Below are 23622 nucleotides of genomic sequence, written 5' to 3' on the forward strand. Positions count from 1 at the left end.
TTTATATCAGTACTGATGTATAGATTAACCTCCTTTCAAACCTATTTTCTAATATGACGAAAGGACAATTGTCCTCATTCGATCAGGTGATTAAATGCAATATTGGTAAAAAAAGTATCGATTAAAGTGTTAGCGATTATAGATCTGCAGATGTAGGGGGGAGACTCAATTAACTTTTAAAGAAAAACAATTGCGATTTGTATGCACATTGAGCATAACAGCCTTGTGAACGGATGGATTGTGTGAAAGAGAAGCAGAGACTTATTTAGCGGTTGCATGGGAATAACGAAGAAAATACTGTATACGGGAAGATATGTATCAAGCATAATTCTTATCTTATTTACTAAAAAACAAAATTCTCTGTGAAAAAAGAAAACCCCACGTTTTAAAACGTGAGGAGAGTGACAATATTAATTCCATAGAACATATATGCTTAAAATCATCCCGTCCATTGAATGGCTTGGGCAATAATTAGCAGTACAATGGCAATACCACTCCAAATCAAGAACAATGGCAAGTAGAATTTCACCCATTTTTGCCAAGAAACACCCGCTATTACAAGCGTCGCCATGAAATATCCTGAAGTAGGGAATAAAATATTTCCAAGTCCATCACCCAATTGATAAGCAAGTACAGCAGTTTGTCTTGTAACACCGATCAAATCGGATAATGGAGCCATAATCGGCATCGTTACCAATGCTTGTCCACTGCCGGATGGCACTAAGAAACTAAACAGCATTTGTACGAAAAACATTCCAATTGCACTTAAGATAGAAGGTAGTTCACCGACAACTGGGCCGAGATTATGAATGATCGTGTCCATAATTTGGCCTTTCTCCATTACGACAGCAACTGCTCTTGCTACCCCAACAATTAAAGCACCAACTAATACCTTACGAAAACCTTTATTAAAACCTTCACAAATCTCAATCGGCTTCAACCCGGAGAGTAAACCGACTACGATCCCAATAACAATAAATATTCCTGCCATTTCAACCATAAACCAGCCTTGTACTAACACTCCATAAACTAATATGGCAAACAATATGAACAATGCTGCAGATGCAATTTTTTGTCTGGTTGTTGCAATGCGTTTTTCTGTAGCTTCATTGTTTGAATAAAGCTCACGTTTCGCATAATCTTCTTCATATACGTAGCTGTTTTCTGGGTTTTTCTTCACTTTTTTCGCATAACGGATAACGTAAAAGATACCTGCTCCAACTATGAGCACAAATGCGATGATTCTGAATTCTAAACCAGAGTATAGAGGAACACCGGACAGTTTTTGACCTAACCCTGTATTGATCGGATTTAAAAAACCTGTCGTAAAGCCTGCTGTTGTTGCCACTAATGCTATAGCAGCTGCTACCATTGAATCAAAACCTAATGCTATTAACAAAGGCAAGATAACCGGAACATATACTAAGCTCAATTCTTGCGTTCCGATTAAACTACATATAAGTGCAAACACAATCATTAAAACAGGTATGACGGTAATACTTTTAGTTGAGAATTTCCTCGTCAGTTTATCGACACCGATTTCTATAATCCCAGTTTCCCGAAGAACCATAAACATCCCGCCAATGATTAGTGTAAAAAAGACCACTTCTCCGGCACTAATTAACCCATTCGGTATGGCTGTAATAAAATCTACCAATCCAACCGGAGTTTGCTCAACTGCCTTGTATGAGTCGGGGTCTATTGTCGTTCTCCCTTCCGGTCCGGGGACGCGTTCGTAAACACCAGCCGGGACAAAATACGTTGCAATTGCAGCTACTGCACTAAATAAAAATAAAATGACATAAATATGAGGCATTGTAAATTTCTTTTTTGAGACTGAGGGTTCTAAATTAAGATGTTGAGAGCTGTTATTTTCCATATCGATCATTCCTCCTAAAAACACGTTATTTATAATTACGAGTCATGTTAAGTATTCTTACATGATATAGATTTCTAGATATTATGTCATTATTCAAAGTGAATAAAGAATCGGATTTTTTTTAGATGATGTGTACAAGAAGATGCGGAAATAATGCTGTGTACTTTTTTATGAAGAAATTAGGTGAAATAGATTTGTTCTGAATCATGAATGTATATGAAACTAAGAATCAGTTGTCATACAATATCACAAAATTCTATATATTCGAAAAAAACATGATAAAATGATATATCAACAATTGAACCCTCAGTACGGAAAAACGTAGACAGAATAGTAGACAGAATAAACGTTAAATAGGAAAAGAGGTTGAGAGGATGGAATTGCAAAAACTGCTTATTAACGGATTCAGGTTAAAAGAGGAATTGGAGAATTTCGCAAGCTTCGGCCGCACGGAGAATAAGGGAGTTACACGACTTTCTTTATCTAAACCTGATATTTTAGCTCGAAACTATTTTTGTTCATGCTGCGAGAGCTTAGGCATGTCCGTTCGATTTGATGATATGGGGAATATTTATGCTACCTTGAAGGGTGCTTCGGATGCTCCGCCAATTGTTATGGGATCACATCTTGATTCAGTGAAAAAAGGCGGGCGTTTCGATGGGACATTAGGTGTACTCGCGGCGCTCGAAGTCGTCAGAACCTTGGTGGATCATCAAATAAAACCGCGGGTACCGATCACGATCGTCAATTTCACTAATGAAGAGGGGGCGAGATTTGACCCTGCAATGATGTCATCTGGAGTCATAGCCGGCAAATTTAATAAACGGGAAATACTGCAAAAAAAGGATAAAGAGGGCATCACCTTTGAACAAGCGTTACAGTCGAGCGGATATGAAGGAAGTATAGAGAATCGGTTGAAGGAAGCAGCAGCCTATTTGGAATTACATATTGAACAAGGCCCTGTTTTAGAGAGTGAGTCACTAGATATTGGTATCGTTGAAGGTGTCGTAGGCATGGTCTGTTATGGAATTGAAGTAATCGGCGAATCTAATCACGCGGGAACGACACCTATGCGGATGAGGAAAGACCCCTTATTCGCAACGAATGATTTAATTACAGAGCTTCGAGAAAAACTCGGGAAACTAGATGATCAGTTGGTTTATACAATGGGTGAAATGAATGTTACACCGAATATTCATACCGTCATTCCGAATAAGGTTGTATTTTCTCTGGAAGCGAGACACAAGGATGAAGAGGTGATTCGTAAGGTTGAAGAAATTATTGCTGAGCTCCCGGCTATCGTAGGAGACTGCAGCGTAAAGGCTGAGAAAAGGTGGAGCCGAGATACGGTTTGGTTTGATAAGAAGTTATGCGATCACATGGAGAATTCTACTCAATCTTTAGGTTATTCCTACAAAAAAATGTTCAGCGGAGCAGGGCATGATGCACAATTCATCGCTTCCTTTATCCCCTCTGTCATGATCTTTGCTCCTAGTAAAAACGGACAAAGCCATTGTGAAGCGGAATTCACTTCCTATGAAGAATACACAAAGGCAGCAAATGTGCTGCTGGATACGGTGGTTTCGTTGATCAAATAGGGAAAGAAGCTGCGGTTGTTCGAGTTTTCGGACAGCCGCAGCTGTATTAGTTTGAAATAATTTTCACACGCATACCCTCTGTGGCTTTAAATAACGCTTTATCACCCATTCTTTTCACCCTAGGGGACAGGGTGGATGCGCGTACCAGTTCATCTCCAAACAGTACGGCAGGGTCGATAAGACGTACTTTATTTTTTCGATGGATATCAAAGTCGTTAAGATCTTCTCTGACTTCTATATCGTAGTGGATTTGCTGCATAAGTTCTTGTATATGCTGGTCATTTGAAGAGCGGAGGATAGCTAGGACTTCTTCATCGGTGCCAAGCAAGTCGCTAAGGCGAATGATTTTTTTTTCTAATGCGAGCTTTAAAGTATCTGCCAGCATATGATAGCCGTAAATGTTGAGGGGATCCATAAAGAAATCAATGACTTCTTTGTAATACGTCTGGACAAACCATTCTGCATTTTCCAATCGATTAAGATACATTTTTCCATTAACGACAATTAGAGCATCTAAAAACTGTCTAGCTTCTTCTAAAGAGATTTGGCGATAGCGGTACATATCTCGCAAGGTGTAGTCCACTCTGTCTGCACACAGCTCAGGAGCTGCTTGTTCAAGCAATGTCCATTTCGAATCATTGAAGAGAATTTCTTTATAATCGTAGCCAAATTGTTCAAGTATACCGGGAACTTCTGATTTCTCCACAACTTCATGGACGATTTTTTCATGATAGTCTTCAGCGTGATTATCAAACACAAAATCGATCACATGCGAAAAAGCGGTATGTGACACATCATGAAGCAATCCAGCCACTTGCTCTTCGAGAGAACCGCCTAGTTTTTTGATTAGCAGCATTACGCCTAGAGAATGCTCATATCTTGTGACATTCCATTCCGGATTCACTAAATAGCTTGCACCGCCTTGATGGATTCCTTTTAATCGTTGGATTGGCTGGCTTTGAATTAATTGTTCAAGGACACCGTCTATGATGAATTCTCCGTAAATTGGGTCTGAAATGATCAAATGACCACGCCTGCCTTTTTCTTCATTGTAGCAGAATAAAACCTTATAAATACATTTTGACAACTATTAACTGAAAATTGTAACAAATAAACAGGACAGAAATGCGATACAAGAAAGTGGTGCCATGATCAGTTTCTCTTTTTTACTTTTTGATACGAGATTTCCTATCGTATTTAACCCTAGGAATACCGTGAATATCCAAACTATGATATTTAAAGAAGTAATCTCTATTAATATAATTTTTGAATGGATTAAAAAGACAAACCCTATAATAAGAAGAATTATTGCAGAAATCATACTGGCAATTCGTAATTTTACAGGTAAGACTCCTTTGTGAAATCCACCCCAGCTGTATTCTCCTAACGGGAAGCCTAAAGCGAGCAGTGTTTGAAGCATCGAAATAACTAAAAAAATCACAGCGCTAATACTAGCAGCAAATTGAATGTATGTATCGTCCATTCATAAAACCTCCTTAAAGTTATACATATTCCATTACTGCAAATTTAATCTGAAAATCTTTAAGTACATCAGTGGTTTAAGGCTTAGTTAAATAATTTTATGTATAGACCGCGGGTGATAATACTAGCTTCTGAGTTGTTCATTCTCAACTGATGCATGATAAGTTGTAATTGTAAAAAAATCCTTCTCGTAGAGGCGTGAAACAAAGCCATACATAAAAAAGAGTGTAAAACCCTATACAGTTTTACACTTAGATTCTTATATTTATTGTGTATTCTCAGCTTTCCCAAGGAATTCTTTAATTTATGTTTACGGCATCCTGATTCATTTCATTTTCGTAGGCTTGATTTAGTTCAAGCTTTTTTATCCATCGTTCAGAATTTTCATAAACGGAGCCTATTGACAGAATTTGTTGCTCGGCGAAAGGTTTCCCGATCAATTGCATTCCAATCGGCAGTTCATTGGAAGTAAAGCCGCATGGAATCGAAATGGCGGGGAAGCCAAGGTAGTTGCCGATCGGAGTTTTTCCTAGTTTGAAAATCGTGTGAATCGTTTCATGGGGAGGGTTTGTGCCTATATCCAATGGTTCTCTGCTGTTCGTTGGAGAAAGGAGTACATCGCAGTCTTCCATAGCCTTTAGTGCCGAGCCTTTAAAGTGTTTTCTCAGTCTTTGCGCATTTAAATAGTCGCTCGCTGTCACGGATTCCGCTGAATTCAGCCGGACCTGTACATCAGTACCATAATCACTTGAATATTTTTCGAAAATCGGCTCATGGAAGGTAAAGGCTTCAGATTTGGAGATGATTTGCTGGGCGTACAAAGCTTCTTCGACATTCTCGAGCTGTACTTCTACAACTTCAGCTCCTAAAGCGGATAGCCTGGACGTTGCTTGCATAAATATGCCCTTCACCTCGTCGTCCAGCCCCTCCATAAAATAACCTGTAAGCAGTCCGATTTTTACGCCTGCCAGATTTTCTGCTTCAAAGGGAAGTTGGACAAATGCCCTCGGATCATCCGTAATTGCATTTAGCATAATCGCGCTGTCTTCAACCGTCCTCGTCATTGGGCCAATATGATCAAGCGACCAGCTTAATGGAGTACACCCTTTTCTGCTTACGGCATCGTAAGTGGGCTTTAATCCGACAATGCCGCATAAGGCGGAAGGAAGCCGGATCGAACCGCCAGTATCTGTGCCGATAGCGCCAAAGCACATTCCCGCGGCTACTGCAGCCGCTGATCCGCCGCTTGATCCGCCGGGAATTTTGTTCACGTTCCAAGGATTTCGCGTAGGACCGAAATGAGGATTCTCTGTTGTTGCGCCCATTGCAAATTCATGTAAATTCGTTTTTCCGATAATGATGGCACCGGCTGCCTTTAGTTTTTGGACGACGATAGCATCGGCGGTTGATTTCCACTTTGTAAACAGCTTTGATCCAGAAGTCGTTACCCTTCCTTTCGTTTCGAATATATCCTTAATAGCAATTGGCACTCCGTGTAACGGGCTTCTGATTTTCCCTTGCAGCACCTCTTCTTCCAGCTGTCTGGCTTGCTCTTTCGAATCATCCGCAAGCACATCAATATATGCATTAAGAGCCGGTTCAATTGCTTGAATACGGTTCAGCAATAGGCTGGTCAATTCGACAGGAGATACGTTTTTACTGGCGATTTTCTTTGAAAGATCCGCGATGGATTGAAAATAAAAAGATTTCATTTCTATTTCTCCTCTCCATTAAAATACGTAAATGAAGGCTCCTCTTCGGCAGAAACGATTGGCTTTTTTACTTTTAATATTTCAATCAAGTAATCTGTCAAACTCATTTCATTCATCAATTAACCACTCCTTTCAATGCTGGGCGAAAGCTCTCCCTGAAATCATCAAAATCTCCATTTAAGGTTAGGATCGATTTTAATAGCTTTTTGGTTGTCTCGTGCTTAGGGTGTCTGAAAAGCTCGATCGTCGGTGCGGTTTCTATCAGCTCTCCTTTGGATAAGACGCCGACTTTGTCGCAAAAATAAGCAACAAGGTCAAGATTATGGGCGATAAATAGGTACGTTAAATTAAATTCTTCTTGCAGCTCCTGCAGAAGGTTAATGATTTGTGCTTTTACTGAGACATCTAATGCTGATACGGGTTCATCAAGAACGAGAAACTCTGGGTTTAGGATCAGTGCCCTGGCAATTCCGGCTCTTTGCCGCTGGCCGCCGGAAAGCTCATGCGGATAGCGTGTGGCGAAATTTTTCTGGAGGCCGACTTTCTCAAGGAGGCTTGCAGCCTTTTGATCGGCTGTTTGGCGCGCTTCCTTATTTTGTTTGAGCAGGGGATAGGCGATTTGTTCACCGATCGTCATTCTTGGATTAAACGCTGAACCAGAATCCTGAAACACAATCTGCATTTTGCTTCGGTACGCTTCCATTTGTTGCGGTTTAAGCGTCAAGAGTGGTTCGCCATTATAAAAGACACTACCTGCAGTCGGCTCTGTCAGACGGAGAATCATTCTTCCTATCGTTGATTTTCCTGAGCCTGACTCACCGATGAGACCAAAGGATTCCCCTTTGTTAATCGAAAATGACACATTTTTAACCGCTTGAAAGCCTTCGTTTTTGAAGAGCCAATTTTTTTTTGCCCCATACACTTTTTCCAGGTTCTGAACCTCTAATAACGGACGATTCGCCATGTTAAATCACTCCTTCCGTTAAAAAACATCGTACTTCGTGTGCTTGGCTGCCCCCGGATAATTTCTTTAACATTGGGATGGAGGCTGTGCACTTAGATTGTGCACTTGGGCATCGCGCAGCAAATCGGCAGCTGTTTGTTACTTCTTTTAAATTTGGCGGCTCTCCGGGAATTTGCCAAAGCGGTTTTTTGCCTTTAGAGGGATCAAATATCCAAGAAAGATCAGGAATGCATTTCATTAAGCTTTTCGTATAAGGATGCTCAGGATGAAAAAGTATTTCCTCCTTTGATCCTTTCTCAACGATTTGACCGGCATACATGACCGCAACGTGGTCAGATATTCGGGCGACAACACCGAAATCGTGGGTGATCATAAGTACGGCTGTGCCCAGCTCCTTGTTGATTTTTTTTAACAGATCCAACACTTGTATCTGAACGGTCGGATCTAAAGCTGACGTTGGTTCATCAGCAATGACTAAATCCGGATCACAGGCGAGAGACATCGCGATCACAACTCGTTGCTTTAATCCGCCACTCAGCTGATGGGGAAAGGATTGGTAGATTTTCATTGGATCATCAACACCCATCTGCTTGAGGAGTTCAAGCGATTTTTCCTTTGCCTCTTTCTTGCTTTTATTCGTTTTAGAGGTGATGATTTCAACGATTTGTGTGCCTACCCTGTAAGAAGGGTCGAGGGAGGTCATCGCGTTTTGGGCAATCAATGATATTTTTTTGCCGCGGATGTCTTTCACTTCCTTAGGGCGTAAGGAAGTTAAGTTTTTTCCTTCAATTGATACTTTTCCGTGATAGCCATACAATAATTGGTTAGGAATCAGCTGCAGGATGGAATGGATGGTCATTGACTTTCCTGAGCCTGATTCCCCGACAATCGAAAGAATTTCCCCGTTTTTCATAGTGAGGTTAATATCTTCAAGCACTGTCATTATGCCATCAGGTGTTTTTATTTCTGTCGATAAATTTTCAACCTGAAGTAAGTTCAGGGTTTCTTCAGTAGCATTTACAGTCATGCCTTTCCCTCCTTAATTGATGAAAAATTCATGCTGCTTTTTTTCGTTTCCTCAAGGTGAATTTCATTTTTGACCGTTCATATGGGTCGAAAGCATCCCTCAGTCCGTCACCAACCATGCTGAAGGCAAGAGACAACATGGCAATCGCTAAACCTGGCAAAAATGTAACGTGAGGATATCCTTGTATCAGCACATCGCTGCCATCGCTTGCCATTCTTCCCCAATCGGCAACAGGCGGTTGTACCCCAAGCCCAATAAAGCTTAAACCGGCTACTGTTGTAATGGTTACTCCGAGAATCGTCGTACTATAAATAATCAGGGATGGTAATACATTCGGGAGAATTTGCTTAAACATGATCTCTCTCGGTTTGACTCCGAAGGCTTTTGCCGCTTCAACATATTCCTTTTGGCTTTCTTGGACGGTATCTGTATAAACGACTCGCGCCATGTATGGGATTCTTACAATGACCATGGCAATCATTACATTTAGGATGCCGGGACCAAGAATCGCAGCAATCGCAATGGCTAACAGCACCGCTGGAAAAGCAAAGAAAACATCCATGATTCTCATCAGTACATTTCCGACCCAGCCTTGAAAATATCCCGCTGTTATGCCGATAATCAGGCTGATAGCAGCTGAAATGAGAACAGGGAGAATAGCGCTAATTAACGTCGTCTGTGTGCCAAATATCAACCGGCTTAAAATATCTCTTCCTTGCTGGTCCGTACCTAGCAGAAATCCTTCAGAACCAGGAGGTACCAAGCGCTTGCTCGGGTCGGGAACATCGGTTGGATCAAGCGGAGCAATCCACTGAGCAAATAACGCAACAACAAATGATAGCAGAATGAAAATAGCAGCGCCTGCTGCCAACTTATCTTTAAGAAAAGCTTTGAAAGCTAGCTTGAGCTGTGATTCAGAAGACATGGTCTCACTCCTTTACGATTTTCCTTCCAGCGAGTCTCTAAGTTTAGGATTCAGCCAGACATTTACTAAATCGACTATTAAATTAATAATGACGAAGGTTATCGCGATGATTAATATTCCTGCTTGCAGAACGGGATAATCATTTTGATTAATCGCAAGATAGAGCTGCTGTCCAATTCCCGGCCAGTTAAATACAATCTCACTGAATAACGCTCCGCCCATCAAATAACCAACCTGTAGGCCGGAGATATTAATAATGGGAGGGAGTGAATTTCGGATCACATGTCTGAAATGGATTTTTCCGGTGGATATGCCGAATGATTCAAAGTATTTGACGTAATCCTGCTGCAAAATATCGATCACCGTATTTCTTGAAAGCCGCGCGATTACAGCCGTTGACACAGTTGCTGTCGCAAACGCTGGCAAAACAAGATGATGAAGGAGATCAATCCAGCCCCCAGGGTCCCTGAAATTGTACATTCCACTTACTGGAAATAATTTCAGCTGGAGTCCGAATAGCCACATGAGCATTAAGGCAATCCAGAAAACCGGCATACTCGCACCTATTAGGGCAGCTCCCATGCTAACTTTATCGAAAATGCCCCCTTTTTTAATAGCGCTTATCAAACCGAACAAAACACCGAAAAATACACAGATGAGCAGGCTTGCTGCAGTTAATATTAGACTGTTTAAAAACCTTGGTATCATTTCGTTTACAATAGAGGTATGCATCGTATAGGAAAACCCTAGATCACCCTGTGAAATATTTCCTATCCAAGATAAATATTGGATATAGACAGGGTCGTTTAATCCCAATTCGTTCCGCAAATCGTTAACAGCTTCTGGAGTAGCCTCAGGTCCGAGAATGGACTTCGCAGGATCTCCAGGAATCAGCTGAATAAGCAGAAAAACAACAATGGTGACACCAAACATCACCGGAATGACAGAAGCGATCCGTCCCGCTAAAAATTTTCCCATCAGTCCAACCTCCTTAATTTTCCTCTTTTTTAACCCAAACCGGAGCCAAGGTGTACCATTCTTCTGCGGGGACGACAAAATCCTGTACTCTTGGATGAACGACATAAGGAGCAGAGTCATTGACAATTGGTGCAAAAGGAGCATCCTCAATAATCATTTTCTCGGCTTCCTTCCACAAATGATTGGCATCCTCTACGCTGACTGAATTTGCGGCAGCATCCATCTTTTCATCAAGCTCTTTATTTTTGTATTTCCCTGAATTAAAGCCGCCGGGAGCGCTGTAAGCTGAATGGGAAGCAATGGCCAAGAAGTAGGGTGTCGTTCTGCCCGACGACATTTGATTCATGCCGATTTCCTCTGACATTCCATTATTGTAGCCGGCCAGGTACGAAATCCATTCTTGTGTTTGCAAGGAAACTTTAATACCGACTTTCCCTAAATCCCTTTGAATCCATTCCGCCATATCGACAGGGATGAGCTGTCCTGAACCATCAACTGAGGTTTTCAAAATGGTTCGAAATCCGTTTTCATAACCAGCTTCCTTCAATAGTTGTTTTGCTTTTTTCGGATTGTATTCATACGTATTTTCTTGCGGATCATAGAGCGGGCTGCCGGGACTCATCATCGAATACGCAGGGGAAGCAGTGTCTCTGAGCAGATGCTTCGCTAAACCTCTTCGGTCAATCGCGTAATTGATCGCTTGCCGGACCTTTTTATTTTTCATAAAGTCATTGTCAAAGTTAAACGTAAGGTACCAGACGTGGGGCGGTGTTCCGGAAATCACATGGAAGCCTTGATTTTTAAAATTTTCGATTGAATCAGGCGGCGGAACTGCAATTAAATCGACGTCATCATTTTGCAATGCGAGCACTCTGCTGGAGGCATCTGAAAGCGGCCTGAAGATAACTTTATCTAAATGAGCCTTTGTGCCCCAATAGTTCTCATTTCTCGTTAGAGTAATTTGTACTCCGCGTTTTCTTTCTGAAAATGTGAATGGGCCGGTTCCGGAGGGATGTTCGCCAAACCCGTCATTACCATATTTTTTAATTGCGTCAGGACTAACGATTTGCAGCGAATTAATTTGCGCAAGCATTCGGAGGAAGTCAGCAAATGGCTGTTTTAAATGAATATTTATGGTGTCTTCATCTACTACCTCGGCTGAATCAAAGTATTTAAAGGTGCGCACTGTACGGCCGGCTGCAAGCTTATCATAGTATTCAAAGTTCTTATCGGTAAGCCGTTGAATATTAAATAATACAGCATCAGCATTAAACGGGGTTCCATCGTGAAATTTTACCTTTTTTCTCAGATCAAATGTGTAGGTTTTGCCGTCGGCGGATTTCTCCCATCTTTCTGCTAGAACAGGTATGAGCTCAGGCACAGGAGCTTCCTGAGAAGATTTGCTTAAATCTTCACCAATTAATGGCTCGAACATTTGATTGTTTACGCGCATTGTTACCCAGCCCCCAGCTCGGTGCGGGTCCAAAAGGTCGGCGTCAGATTCCATTCCGACAATCAACGTTCCGCCTTCCTTAGAGGTACCTTGAGGGCTTGCCAGCTTCGTTTGGCTGCATCCTGCTAATGAGAGGTTCAAAGAGAGCACTAGCATAAGAGATAGACAGATCATTTTTTTCAAGGTGTTACCCCTCCTAACAACTATTCCTTGAAATTTATTATTTGGTATAAATGAATTACAAGTGATTGTACTATCAAACGATTAAGTATGTTAATAACTTGTAAGTTTTTCTAACGAAACTATCTTGTATTAGGTGAAATGACATGTTAGAAAATAAAACAATTTGAAAGTCGAAAAGGATTTCTAAGAAAATAGTAGGAGGAGCTTGGATTTCTATAATAAGACGTGGCTTGTCCAATGTAGCTGCATAAAACAGGATAGTGGATATGAAAGGGCAAGCTTGGGTTAAAACCTGCCCCAGAAAGTTTGTCATCTTAGTAGCCGTAGCCTGAATAAGAGCCTCCGACAATGACAAGCAATACGAAAATGACAACGACAAACGCAAAAGTGCTTCCGAATCTATCACCCATGAGAGTGCACCTCCAATTGCAATGAGATTTTTGTTTTGTTCGTAGCCTTACAAGGCCTTCAATAAATATTAGAAGTTCAAGAATGCAGCGCCGACAATAACTAATAGAATGAACAATACGAGAACTATCGCAAAGTTAGATCCGTTACCACTGTAGCCGCCGTAACCACCACAAAAACCATATGACATATACTTTCGCCTCCTACTCGAGTATTAGGAATTGTCAAATACACAATTCTTACTTCTAATTTATGTATTTTTACTAGGTTGGCTTAGACAAACGTATAAAAAATAGAGAAATTCCACACATGTCCTATAAGTCACAAATTAATTTAATAGTTTTATTTGCGGCTCACCTTTATGCATTTAATTCATACTATACAGGTAAAATTAATTATAAATGAGGGGGGATGCTTGGATGGGAATGGAGTTTATCCCATTGTTTGATGAGTGGGCGGGCAGTTACGATCAGGCTGTTGCAGGGGCAGATCCTGAATACGCAGAGGTTTTTTCAAACTATGATCATATTTTGCAGACAGTGGCGAGTGAAGCATACGGGGTTGTTCTTGAATTCGGGGTCGGCACTGGAAATCTTAGCAAAAAGCTGCTGAATGGCGGACTTGTTGTATACGGGGTTGAACCGGCAAAAATGATGAGAAAAGAAGCGAAAAAAAAGCTCCCTTCCTTGTCTCTCTTTGACGGAGACTTTCTTTCTTACTCTCTTCCAATCGAAAGCGTAGATACTATTGTAAGCACCTATGCCTTTCATCATTTAAATGATGTGGAGAAGGAGCGGGCACTGAAGCAATATTATGAGCTGCTTAACAAGAAAGGAAAAATACTGTTTGCCGACACATTATTTGAAAGCAATGAGTCAAAACAGAAAGCAATCTGTAATGCCAAGAGCCAAAACTACAATAAGCTGGCAGAGGATTTAATGACAGAGCACTATACGACATTACCGATTCTTAAAGAAATGATGGAGCGAATCGGATTCAAAGTTCATTTTAAGCAAATGAATCCATTTGTTTGGATTATTGACGCTGTTAAGTAATGTGTGCGCCCTGAGATAACTTTCAGGGCGCAATGCTCTTTTAGTTGCTTATATTAGTCAGTGATCACATTTTGTTTTCTCATGATAGAAAGAGTCCCATATAATTTTGAAGTTAACATGCCGCTAAATACCGAGATAATGAGGTCTCCTCCAATACTATTGATAAATCCAATCATGACAATATGAGTCCATCCGTTCGGAATTCCTAACCATGTATTGCATGCCAAATACAAGTAAGGAACCCCCATTGCATAAACAATCACTAAACCGGCTATGTTAGCAAGAATAAAATGGTGCGTCTTTGGATTTGAGATTTTTTCAATGATCCAGCCTACTGCATAGGCAGCAAGAATAAAACCAATTAAATAACCAAATGTAGGCTGAAGGAAATATCCGATTCCTCCTCCCTGTGTAAATACAGGGAGTCCGAGCAAACCGATACTGACATAAACCAGCTGGCTCTGCATTCCTTTTTTACTTCCCAAAAGACTTCCGGCTAAAAATACAAATAATATTTGAAGAGTAAACGGTACATATGGAAGCGGAATTTTTATAAATGCACCTACTGCTGTTAACGCAGCAAACATTGCTGTCCCTGTTAATGAAACCGTTGATTTATTCTTCATATTAATTTTCCGCCTTTGTCATTATAACTTGCAAAAAACTCATTAATCGATTCACTTGCTGTAAGGATCATTTTTTCAATCTCGTCCGTCTCAATAACATATGGAGGCATAAAATATAGGACATTTCCTAATGGTCTTAAAAGCAAGCCTTTTTCTAGAGCAATTTGATAAATCTTATATCCGATTCGTTCTTCACTTGAAAAAGGTTCTTTTGTTTCTTTATCTTTTACTAATTCAATTGCACCTACCATTCCGGTTTGTCTGTACTCTCCGATATTTGGGTGGTTATTGTATATATTAGAGGCAAGTTCCTTCATATAGGTACTCTTCTGTTTGATTTTTTCTATGTATTGACCTTCTTTAAAGATTTTTAATACTTCCAGTGCGATCCTGCATGCTAATGGATTACCTGTATAGCTGTGAGAATGCAAGAAAGCTTTATTGCTTTCATAATCATCATAGAATGCGTCATAGACTTCATTTGTTGTTAATACTACGGATAATGGCATATAACCGCCTGTTATTCCTTTTGATAGGCACATGAAATCCGGCATAATTTCTGCTTGTTCACACGCAAACATAGTCCCGGTACGACCGAATCCGACTGCAACCTCGTCTGCAATGAAATGAACATCATATTTTGTACATAGTTTTCTCAATTGCTTTAAATATGAAGGAGGATACATTTTCATTCCTGCAGCAGCTTGTATTAAAGGTTCGATAATGACTGCGGCTATTTCACTATGATGCTTTTTTAATATTTTTTCTACCGACGAAATACAAGGCGTGTCGCAATTGGTTGGATTTTGATTGAATGGACATCTAAAACAATCGGGTCCTTGTGCCCGTAAGGTATCCAGCAATAGAGGTTGATAAATGGAACTATAGAGATCAACGCCACCAACCGACAGAGCACCAAGTGTTTCGCCATGATAGGCGTCTGTAAATGCTAAAAACCGCCTTTTATTTGGTTTGTTTTTTTGCTGATGATATTGAAAGCTCATTTTTAATGCGATTTCGACTGCAGATGATCCGTTATCTGCAAAAAATACTTTTGTTAAACCGTCTGGAGTTATTTTTGCTAGTTTTTCCGCAAGTAATATGGCTGGTTCATGGGTGAAATTTGCAAAAATCACGTGCTCGAGTTGAAATGCCTGATTTGCCAGGCAGGTGCTGATTTGTTTATTCGCATGTCCGAATAAATTGACCCACCAAGAAGAAACAGCATCTATGTATTCTTTTCCATTTTCATCATACAAATAAATTCCTTTCCCGCTTTTAATAACAATCGGAGGGAAGTTTTCATAATCCTTCATCTGGGAACAAGGGTGCCAAATATGGTTCAAATCTCTTTTTTGTAAGTTTGAAATTGCGTGGTTCATATTGTTGCTATCCTTTCCATAAAGTCTTTATTTTCCAGATTAATATATTTTAAATCTGATAAATTATTTAACTTTGGTATCACAATTGAAGGTAAGTCGGTTATGCGGCTTATTGTACTCATATTATCCTTTTCGACTTCAGTGCCTTCATATCCATTAAACACAATGCCTATTATAGGTATGTGGTTTGCTTTAAGAGCATTGATTGAAAGTAATGTATGATTGATCGTTCCTACTTTTGTACCTGCAGTCAAAACAACTGGTAACCCAGTATGATGAATAAGATCGAGCAAATGATAGTTTCGTTGCACACTTAAAGGAACGTATAAACCACCTGCACCTTCACAAATTACATAGTCATAAGCATTTTTTAAGAAATGAATATGTTTCAAAATGTGCTTTTCTTCAATCTCTTTGCCTTCAAGCTTGGCAGCATAATGTGGAGAAGCGGGTTCTTTAAAAGAATAGCTATTTATATGCTCATTTAGTAGGGTTTCTTTACTATATAACTTATAGAATTCTGAATCGCTATAAGGTTCCGTAGCGTTTTGAAACACAACTCCTGTTTGAACCGGTTTATAAGGTATTGTATGAAACCCTTTTGATTGAAAGTATTGCATAAAATAAGAAGTAACCAATGTTTTTCCTACGTTCGTATCCGTACCTGCTATCCAAAAATGTTGAGCCATAATTCCTCCTGTTTAAATGTTAACTTAATTTAATAATAGGTTAACATATAACAACGGATTTGTAATCATGCTGTAGAGTGCCCTTCAATATTGTGGGTTTTTTGGTGAAAAAAAAGCGGATGAACCGCTGCACAGCTATAACGGAGATTTTTAAACAGAAGGATGTAAAATTAAGTAATTAAAATCCCTCAATTCCTACTTGATTTATAGGGATAGTTGTATTATTATTTCTTTAAGCTTTTTCTTTCCATCTGTATCTGCCCCATGGTACAGATGGGCCCCCTTTAATATCCTGCGGAAAAGGAGCTTTTTTATTTTGAAAGGAGTATTCATATGTCTTTAATGGAAATTCGGCAGTTAAATAAAACCTTCAACACAGCAAAAGGAAACGTACATGTTTTGGATGGAATTCATTTGGATGTGAAAAACGGGGAGTTCATTACAGTGATTGGACCGAGCGGCTGTGGAAAAAGCACACTTTTGAAGGCCGTAGCAGGCCTTGATTCAGATTATTCAGGCGAAATTGTCCTGGAGGGAGAAAAAGTAAATGCTCCAGGTGTTGATAAAGGATTTATTTTTCAAGAACCGCGCCTTTTCCCGTGGTTGACAGTGGAAAAGAATATCGCGGCAAACCTTTCATTAGAATCAGAGAATACTAGCCAGAAAGTAAAAGAGCTGATCAAACTAGTGAAGCTTGAAGGCTTTGAAAAATCGTACCCGCGAGAGCTGTCTGGAGGAATGGCACAACGAGTGGCCATAGCAAGAGCTCTGCTGAGGCAGCCGAAAATCTTGCTTTTGGATGAACCATTTGGCGCTCTTGATGCATTCACCCGATCACATATGCAGGAAGTGCTTCTCGATATATGGGAGAACAATCGAACTACGATGATTTTCGTTACTCATGATATTGATGAAGCTGTCTATTTGGCAAATCGAGTCGTAATCATGGACGCAAGACCGGGATCTATTCGTAAAATTGTACCGGTTGATCTTCCATTTCCAAGAAAAAAAGCATCTTCGTCATTTCAAGAGATTCGCCAAACAGTATTAAAAGAATTTGAGAAAATCGAAGAACCGGAACTGGTCGACAGTGCAGGAATATAAAAGAGGTGATAACAAATGAGCAACAAAAGCGCGACGATTACAACGGGATATGAAAAAGAAAATAAGCTGACTAAAGCACTTTCTCTTAAAAAAAACAAGCGGACAAATAATTTTGGAGTCATTGCCAGGGGGTTAGGCTTTCCGATTCTGGTTTTGGTTGTATGGGAGCTTGCCGGGTATTTCGGATGGATATCAGAAACATTGCTTCCACGACCGAGTGTGATTCTCGCTGAGTTTATCAGGCTGATACAAAGCGGCAATTTAACCTATCATTTTCAAGTCAGCTTGCTGCGCGCGGCAGCAGGATTCTTTCTGGGAAGTGCATTGGCGCTTACTTTAGGATTACTCGTTGGCTTTTCCCGTAAAACGGAAGAAACGATTGACCCTACGATGCAGATGCTCAGAACAATTCCGACGCTTGCGGTGATTCCGTTATTTATTCTGTGGTTTGGCTTCGGTGAGATTTCGAAAATCTTATTAATTGCAAAGGCTGCATTTTTCCCATTGTATGTAAACACGTTTTTGGGCATCCGCAGTGTTGATTCGAAGCTGTTTGATGTTGCAAAGGTGCTTGAATTCAGTAAATGGAAACAGATAACGAAGCTGATTTTGCCTGCAGCACTTCCTAATATTCTGCTTGGCCTCCGTTTGGCACTTGGTGCTGCCTGGCTTGCACTAGTCGCTGCTGAATTAATGGGATCAAGTGAAGGGATTGGTTATTTGATCATGGATGCGAGGCAGTTTTCGCAAACCTCCGTCGTATTTGTGGGAATTATTATTTTTGCAGTATTTGGGAAATTATCAGACTCACTCGTGAAATTGTTTGAAAAACGGCTGCTGAAATGGCGAGACAGTTTTCAGGGCTAATCAAATACATGATATGAAAAGAAGGGATTAGGGAATGGCCAAAAAGAAAAGACAGATGATTCTGAATTTGTTTTTGAATAACATAGGCCATCATGAAGCGGCCTGGAGGCACCCTGCTGCTGAAATTGATCAGCTTAATGATTTCTCGTATTATCGGAAAATTGCTGTAAAAGCAGAGGAAGCAAAATTTGATTCGATCTTTTTTGCAGATCGTCTGGCTGTCTCAAAAGAAGCGGTTCAATATAGTGCTGCCAGCAGGTTGGAACCGTTAACTCTATTATCAGCGATATCGGTGGTGACAGAGAAAATCGGCTTAATTGCAACCGTGTCGACGAGCTTTAATGAGCCATATAATTTGGCCCGAAAGTTCTCTTCCATCGATCATTTAAGCAAAGGGAGAGCTGGCTGGAATATCATCACTTCAGGCACGGATGAAGAAGCTCGAAATTTTAATTATGATAAAATACCGGATCATGCTCTCCGTTACAGACGGTCCAAAGAGTTTTTAGAGGTAGCGTTAAAACTATGGGATAGCTGGGAGGAAGAAGCATTAATCAAAGACAAAGCCGCCGGTATATATGCAGATCCGGACAAAGTTCACCGAGCTGATCACAAGGGAGAGTTCTATCAGGTTAGGGGGCCGTTGAATGTTTCTCGATCTCCGCAAGGGAGGCCGGTTCTCGTTCAAGCAGGTTCATCTAAGGATGGGAAGAAATTTTCTGCTGAATTCGCAGAAGCCGTTTTTACCGCTCAGCAGACGCTGGAAGAAGCTCAAATTTTTTATGAGGATGTAAAACAAAGAGCGGAAGGCTTTGGGAGAAATCGCAATGAGATTAAAATTTTGCCGGGAATTTGTCCGGTAATTGGGAACACGGAGGAAGAGGCGAAGGAAAAAGAGTACCGGCTCCATCACCTTGCCAATCCGGATCATAGCTTATCTCAGCTGTCTTCCAGGATCGGCTTTGATTTATCTGGTTATCCGCTTGACGGACCGCTTCCGGAGCTTTCGGAAACGGGACACATCAGGGGTCACCAAAGCCGTACAAAGCTAATAAAAGATCTTGCGCAAAGAGAAAATTTGACGATCAGGCAGCTTTTGCATCGCTTAGCTGGTGGAAGAGGCCATTACACCATCTCTGGGACTGCCGAGCAAATTGCGAATCTTTTAGAAGAATGGTTCGAAAATGGCGCAGCTGATGGGTTTAATATCATGCCTCAGTTAATGGGAGAAGGACTGGATGATTTTATTGAAAAGGTTTTGCCGATCCTTCGCCAAAAAGGATTATTCAGAGAAAACTATACAGGAGATACATTAAGAGAGCACTATGGTCTGGGTTACCCAGCAAGTCAATTTTCTACTAAAGACAACAGGAGGTCTTCCATTGAAAAAGTTCATACATCTGATCAGATCGGTTAAATTTGTCCTGCCGGCATTGTTGGTAGTGCTCCTTTTAGGGGCATGCGGCAGCCAAGGGGCAGAAAAAGGGTCAAACCAAAATCCAGTTATTCATATTGGAGTCCAGGGCAAAACGGGAATTCTCCCCTATGCCAGAGAAAAGAAATATTTTGAAAAAGCGTTTGAAAAAGAAGGAGTTAAGGCAGAATGGCATGAGTTTGCAAGCGGGCCGCCGCATTTTGAAGCCTTGGCTTCCGGCCGCATCGACTTTGGGGCTACCGGAGGAACGCCTCTCATTGCCGGACAATCCGGCGGTGTGGATTTTCGAGGAATAGCCGTCACAAGTGATGGGAAAAAAGGGAATTCGATTATTGTCCCAAAAGATAGCAGCATTAAGGAGTTAAAAGACCTTAAAGGAAAAAAAGTCGCTGTTGCCAAAGGAAGCAGTGCCTACAATTTTCTCTACATGGCGCTAGATCGTGCAGGCCTAAAGGATTCGGATATTCAGTTAATTCAACTGCAGCCTGATGAAGCGCGTCCTGCGTTGGATAATGGATCGGTCGATGCTTGGTCTACATGGGAGCCTTATTCAACTACTGCCGTATTCCAAACAGAGGCAAAAATATTGGCTTCCGGAGAAGATTTAAATATTAATGCCCCAAGCTTTCTAGTCGCAAGAACAAAGTTTACAAAGGAGCATCCCGAATTGACGGTTACCTTTTTAAAAACGTATGAAGAGGCAAGAAAGCACGTAACCGAAAATATCGATGAAGTGTCTGAAGAAATAGCAAAAAAAGAGAATTTAGATGTTGAAATTATTAAAACTGTTCTAAAAAAATCGGAGTTTATATTGTCTCCTACAACGGATGAATTTGCGAAAGCCCATCAAGAGCAGGCTGATTTTTTATATAAATCCGGCGGAATCAATAAAGAGCTGGATACTTCGAAAGTAATTGATAATCAATTTGTAGAAGAAGCGTTAAAGTAAAAACAAAGCGAAAGAGGGGAGAAAGAGTTTGGAAATTCTTTGGTTTATTCCTACGCATGGTGACGGACAATATTTGGGTACATCTCATAGAGGAAGAACTACAGACTACACCTATCTGAAGCAAGTCGCTCAAGCTGCAGACCGGCTTGGATATACCGGGGCATTAATTCCAACTGGCAGAACGTGTGAAGATCCGTGGTTGACCGCGGGTGCTTTAGCAGCGGAAACAAGAAACCTGAAATTTCTTGTTGCAGTCAGACCCGGCTTGATGCAGCCTTCTGTAGCTGCAAGGATGGCTGCTACGCTTGATCGCATTTCAGAAGGAAGGGTCTTGATCAACGTCGTTGCAGGCGGCAATTCAAAGGAGCTGGAAGGCGACGGGTTATTTTTGGATCACGATGAACGATACGAGGCGGCGGACGAATTTCTTGATATTTGGCGGTCGCTGCTTTCAGGCGAAACGGTCACATACAATGGAAAACATGTAAATATCAATGATGGCAAGCTTCTATTTCCTCCCGTCCAGACGCCTCATCCGCCTATTTATTTTGGCGGATCTTCCGCAGCAGGACAAAAGGTAGCTGCGAAGCATACAGATGTCTACTTAACTTGGGGAGAGCCGCCCGAGCAGGTCAAGGAGAAAATTCAGTCCGTTCGTGAACAGGCTGAAAAAGAGGGGAGATCGATTCGATTCGGGATCAGGCTTCATGTCATTGTAAGAGAGACAGAAAAGGAAGCATGGCAGGCAGCGGACAAATTGATCAGTCATCTGGATGAAAAAACTATCAAAGCTTCCCAGAAAGCCCTCCTCAGTACGGATTCGGTCGGTCAGCACAGAATGGCCGCGCTGCATCAAGGAGACCGAACAAAGCTTGAAATCAGCCCCAATCTTTGGGCAGGAATCGGACTCGTTAGGGGAGGAGCAGGCACAGCCTTAGTCGGCGACCCGGAAACTGTGGCAGACCGTATCCTTGAATACAAGGATCTTGGCATCGAATCCTTTATCTTATCAGGCTATCCTCACCTCGAAGAAGCCTATCAATTTGCCGAGCTTGTTTTTCCGCTCCTTCCATTTAAAAAGGGAGAAGCATTCGCCGCTCAAATCAGACACAAGCTCACAGGGGAAGTCATCGCAGAACAAAAATTTCCTGACAAGAAGAAAGTATCGATTTAAAGTTGCGTGTCGGAAAAATGAATAAGTGCACAATTAAGGTTTAGTAAGGTTGACTTAGCTGGCGTTAAAAGTCTGCAAGTCAGCCTTTTTTTGTACAAATTTTTCGACAAATACAGATTTATTATTGTAAATTAGGTATAATTTTCATAATATTATAAATCTAAGAAATTACCTCAGGAGGATCCTAGTTGATTTTAGCAAAAAAATGTATCTATATATCAAGCAGTTTATTATTATTCCTTCTGCTTGCGTCTTGCGGGGAAGCGAACCAAATAAAAATAACTGAGTTTACAAGAAATGAAAAGGCGCTATTGGAGGTAACGGCGGATCAATATTTTTCTGCAACACTTACTGGATTAACAGATGAAGTATACTATATAGGCTTGTATGCGGAGCATTATGAAAATGGAAAGCTTTTAACAAAGTATGGCGGTGGAGCAGACCTGAATCTCCTTCGCGAGAAAAAGGATGTGAAAGGATTACGAGCCATTTTTATTTTGGAAGAGGATGTCTCGGCTATGCCAGGAGCAACAGTAATAAAAATGGGTTTAAACAACAACCGTGGGGTAGCTACTAAAGGTACAGAAAGAATAGAAGGTAATGAGTATTTTGAGCATGTCGAGAATGCCTCTGGTACTGTGCCAAAGTCTATTACGATAGGAGAGCCTGTTCTTATTGGCTGTACAATGAAAGATAGTGAAGAAATTGAAATATCAGGTGAAGTTACTCATTCTAATATAGAAGAATTAATCAACCAACCATGATGAAGCGATTCTGTATTATGTTATGGCAAATTAAATGAAGGATAATTTTTTTCATAGAATCAGGGGAGATCGGCTTGGCAACCTTTTTTAATAAAAGAAAACAAATCATAGCAATACACATATGTATTCTTTTAACCGCAATCCTTACTGCCTGTTCTGGTGTAAAAAACCAAATTAAATGGACTGAGTACCCTGACAGCGAAAGAGAATTGATTAATCTTGCTGGGGAACAATATTTTTCAGCCACGATAACGGGATTAACTAATGAAATTAATAGTATTAGAATGTACGTTGAGGAATATCAAGATGGAAACATAACTCAAAAATACGAAGGTCCAGAGCTTGATCTTTTTAAGAAAAAGAAGCCAAAAGGGCTGCGAACTCTTTTTATATTAGAAGAGAATGAGACAAATGATTTCGAAACTATAAAGAAGACAATAAAAATGGGGTTGATTGATAATGAAGGCTCTGCAATGACCAAATCCGTGAATCTAGATACCTTCGAATCTGATACGCTCTCAAGCGGAATGAGCAGTTTTGCTGAGTTTCCAAGCAGTATTCCTCTAGGAGAACCGGTTTTAATTGGTTGCAATATAAATAGTTACTCAGACGATACAGATTTTACGGGTGCTATTACCGACGATAACAAAAACAATTTAATCAAAAACGATCATGTAATACTCTTTTATGTGAAAGCAGATTGACACGTATATACGTCTCTCGAAATGGCAATGATGATGATAGAAAATGAAACAAGATATTTTTCGACAAAATTTTTCATTCTTCTATTGACGATCGTTTTATAACGATGTATTATAGATTAAGTCGAACCGGAAAGGAAAGGCTCTAGACTCCGCGGGTGTAGTTTAGTGGTAAAACCTCAGCCTTCCAAGCTGATGTCGTGAGTTCGATTCTCATCACCCGCTCCATACATATCGTGTGCAACGCAGTGTTTCGTTCTTAGATAA

General features: G+C 40.7%; 23 protein-coding genes and 1 tRNA gene. 10 read left to right on the forward strand and 14 right to left on the reverse strand.

Annotated features, from left to right (window positions below; translation table 11 throughout):
• Positions 1 to 439 precede the first annotated feature (439 nt).
• Positions 440 to 1879 (reverse strand): YfcC family protein, encoded by a 1440-nt coding sequence (locus tag JOC74_RS19640; protein ID WP_053602213.1) that lies wholly within the window; start codon positions 1877 to 1879, stop codon positions 440 to 442.
• Between the two features lie 374 nt (positions 1880 to 2253).
• Here JOC74_RS19640 and JOC74_RS19645 point away from each other — a divergent pair, with 374 nt between their 5' ends.
• On the forward strand, positions 2254 to 3477 hold the full coding sequence (locus JOC74_RS19645) for a Zn-dependent hydrolase (RefSeq protein ID WP_053602214.1): 1224 nt from the start codon (positions 2254 to 2256) through the stop codon (positions 3475 to 3477).
• A 46-nt stretch (positions 3478 to 3523) separates the two neighbouring features.
• On the opposite strand, the gene JOC74_RS19650 is transcribed toward JOC74_RS19645, so the two are convergent.
• The 10 genes from JOC74_RS19650 to JOC74_RS19695 all read right to left on the reverse strand — a co-directional run bounded on the left by JOC74_RS19650 (position 3524) and on the right by JOC74_RS19695 (position 12799).
• The gene (locus tag JOC74_RS19650) at positions 3524 to 4501 is read right to left on the reverse strand and encodes an HD domain-containing protein (protein WP_053602215.1); all 978 of its coding nucleotides are present in this window, start codon (positions 4499 to 4501) and stop codon (positions 3524 to 3526) included.
• A gap of 66 nt (positions 4502 to 4567) precedes the next feature.
• Positions 4568 to 4960, reverse strand: coding sequence for a hypothetical protein (locus tag JOC74_RS19655; RefSeq protein WP_053602216.1), 393 nt, complete (start codon positions 4958 to 4960; stop codon positions 4568 to 4570).
• A 298-nt stretch (positions 4961 to 5258) separates the two neighbouring features.
• The gene (locus JOC74_RS19660; protein WP_053602217.1) at positions 5259 to 6671 is read right to left on the reverse strand and encodes an Asp-tRNA(Asn)/Glu-tRNA(Gln) amidotransferase GatCAB subunit A; all 1413 of its coding nucleotides are present in this window, start codon (positions 6669 to 6671) and stop codon (positions 5259 to 5261) included.
• Between the two features lie 115 nt (positions 6672 to 6786).
• A complete protein-coding gene (locus JOC74_RS19665) occupies positions 6787 to 7635 on the reverse strand; it encodes an ATP-binding cassette domain-containing protein (protein WP_082363648.1) in 849 nt (282 codons plus the stop codon).
• Between the two features lies 1 nt (position 7636).
• Positions 7637 to 8662 (reverse strand): ABC transporter ATP-binding protein, encoded by a 1026-nt coding sequence (locus JOC74_RS19670; RefSeq protein ID WP_053602218.1) that lies wholly within the window; start codon positions 8660 to 8662, stop codon positions 7637 to 7639.
• Positions 8663 to 8690: 28 nt separating this feature from the next.
• Positions 8691 to 9587 (reverse strand): ABC transporter permease, encoded by an 897-nt coding sequence (locus tag JOC74_RS19675; protein ID WP_053602219.1) that lies wholly within the window; start codon positions 9585 to 9587, stop codon positions 8691 to 8693.
• Between the two features lie 12 nt (positions 9588 to 9599).
• A complete protein-coding gene (locus JOC74_RS19680) occupies positions 9600 to 10565 on the reverse strand; it encodes an ABC transporter permease (RefSeq protein ID WP_053602220.1) in 966 nt (321 codons plus the stop codon).
• 13 nt (positions 10566 to 10578) lie between these two features.
• On the reverse strand, positions 10579 to 12192 hold the full coding sequence (locus tag JOC74_RS19685) for an ABC transporter substrate-binding protein (RefSeq protein ID WP_225970367.1): 1614 nt from the start codon (positions 12190 to 12192) through the stop codon (positions 10579 to 10581).
• Positions 12193 to 12515: 323 nt separating this feature from the next.
• Positions 12516 to 12611 (reverse strand): YjcZ family sporulation protein, encoded by a 96-nt coding sequence (locus JOC74_RS19690; protein WP_082363651.1) that lies wholly within the window; start codon positions 12609 to 12611, stop codon positions 12516 to 12518.
• Between the two features lie 68 nt (positions 12612 to 12679).
• A complete protein-coding gene (locus JOC74_RS19695; protein WP_082363653.1) occupies positions 12680 to 12799 on the reverse strand; it encodes a YjcZ family sporulation protein in 120 nt (39 codons plus the stop codon).
• A gap of 229 nt (positions 12800 to 13028) precedes the next feature.
• Here JOC74_RS19695 and JOC74_RS19700 point away from each other — a divergent pair, with 229 nt between their 5' ends.
• Positions 13029 to 13664 carry a class I SAM-dependent methyltransferase gene (locus JOC74_RS19700; protein ID WP_053602223.1) on the forward strand — a complete coding sequence of 212 codons (636 nt, stop codon included), beginning with the start codon at positions 13029 to 13031 and terminating at the stop codon, positions 13662 to 13664.
• A gap of 53 nt (positions 13665 to 13717) precedes the next feature.
• Here the strand turns inward: JOC74_RS19700 and JOC74_RS19705 are convergent, their stop codons facing one another.
• From JOC74_RS19705 to bioD, 3 genes are read right to left on the reverse strand one after another with little or no spacing between them, the layout of a single operon-like run.
• Positions 13718 to 14290: a biotin transporter BioY gene (locus JOC74_RS19705; RefSeq protein ID WP_053602224.1), complete on the reverse strand. Its 573-nt coding sequence runs from the start codon at positions 14288 to 14290 to the stop codon at positions 13718 to 13720.
• Positions 14287 to 15672, reverse strand: a complete 1386-nt coding sequence (bioA, locus tag JOC74_RS19710) for an adenosylmethionine--8-amino-7-oxononanoate transaminase (RefSeq protein ID WP_053602225.1) — start codon at positions 15670 to 15672, stop codon at positions 14287 to 14289. Before bioA ends, JOC74_RS19705 begins: the two co-directional genes overlap by 4 nt.
• Positions 15669 to 16361, reverse strand: coding sequence for a dethiobiotin synthase (gene bioD, locus JOC74_RS19715; RefSeq protein WP_053602226.1), 693 nt, complete (start codon positions 16359 to 16361; stop codon positions 15669 to 15671). The genes bioA and bioD overlap by 4 nt, the downstream gene beginning before the upstream one ends.
• A gap of 333 nt (positions 16362 to 16694) precedes the next feature.
• On the opposite strand from bioD, the gene JOC74_RS19720 reads away from it, so the two are divergent.
• The 8 genes from JOC74_RS19720 to JOC74_RS19755 all read left to right on the forward strand — a co-directional run bounded on the left by JOC74_RS19720 (position 16695) and on the right by JOC74_RS19755 (position 23583).
• Positions 16695 to 17465, forward strand: coding sequence for an ABC transporter ATP-binding protein (locus JOC74_RS19720; protein ID WP_053602227.1), 771 nt, complete (start codon positions 16695 to 16697; stop codon positions 17463 to 17465).
• A gap of 15 nt (positions 17466 to 17480) precedes the next feature.
• Entirely contained in the window at positions 17481 to 18332 is an 852-nt protein-coding gene (locus JOC74_RS19725; protein WP_053602228.1) for an ABC transporter permease, read from the forward strand.
• A gap of 34 nt (positions 18333 to 18366) precedes the next feature.
• A complete protein-coding gene (locus tag JOC74_RS19730) occupies positions 18367 to 19749 on the forward strand; it encodes an LLM class flavin-dependent oxidoreductase (RefSeq protein ID WP_053602229.1) in 1383 nt (460 codons plus the stop codon).
• Positions 19715 to 20716: an aliphatic sulfonate ABC transporter substrate-binding protein gene (locus tag JOC74_RS19735; RefSeq protein WP_225970318.1), complete on the forward strand. Its 1002-nt coding sequence runs from the start codon at positions 19715 to 19717 to the stop codon at positions 20714 to 20716. Before JOC74_RS19730 ends, JOC74_RS19735 begins: the two co-directional genes overlap by 35 nt.
• A 28-nt stretch (positions 20717 to 20744) precedes the next feature.
• Complete coding sequence (ssuD, locus tag JOC74_RS19740; RefSeq protein ID WP_053602230.1) at positions 20745 to 21890, forward strand: FMNH2-dependent alkanesulfonate monooxygenase; 1146 nt, start codon at positions 20745 to 20747, stop codon at positions 21888 to 21890.
• Between the two features lie 188 nt (positions 21891 to 22078).
• Positions 22079 to 22654, forward strand: coding sequence for a YgaN family protein (locus JOC74_RS19745; protein ID WP_053602231.1), 576 nt, complete (start codon positions 22079 to 22081; stop codon positions 22652 to 22654).
• A 74-nt stretch (positions 22655 to 22728) separates the two neighbouring features.
• Positions 22729 to 23358 (forward strand): YgaN family protein, encoded by a 630-nt coding sequence (locus tag JOC74_RS19750; protein WP_053602232.1) that lies wholly within the window; start codon positions 22729 to 22731, stop codon positions 23356 to 23358.
• Positions 23359 to 23509: 151 nt separating this feature from the next.
• A tRNA-Gly gene (locus JOC74_RS19755) sits at positions 23510 to 23583 on the forward strand.
• The last annotated feature ends 39 nt before the right edge of the window (positions 23584 to 23622 follow it).

The organism is Bacillus capparidis (genome assembly GCF_017832095.1).
In the GTDB taxonomy this organism is placed as follows: Bacteria; Bacillota; Bacilli; order Bacillales; family Bacillaceae; genus Bacillus; species Bacillus gobiensis.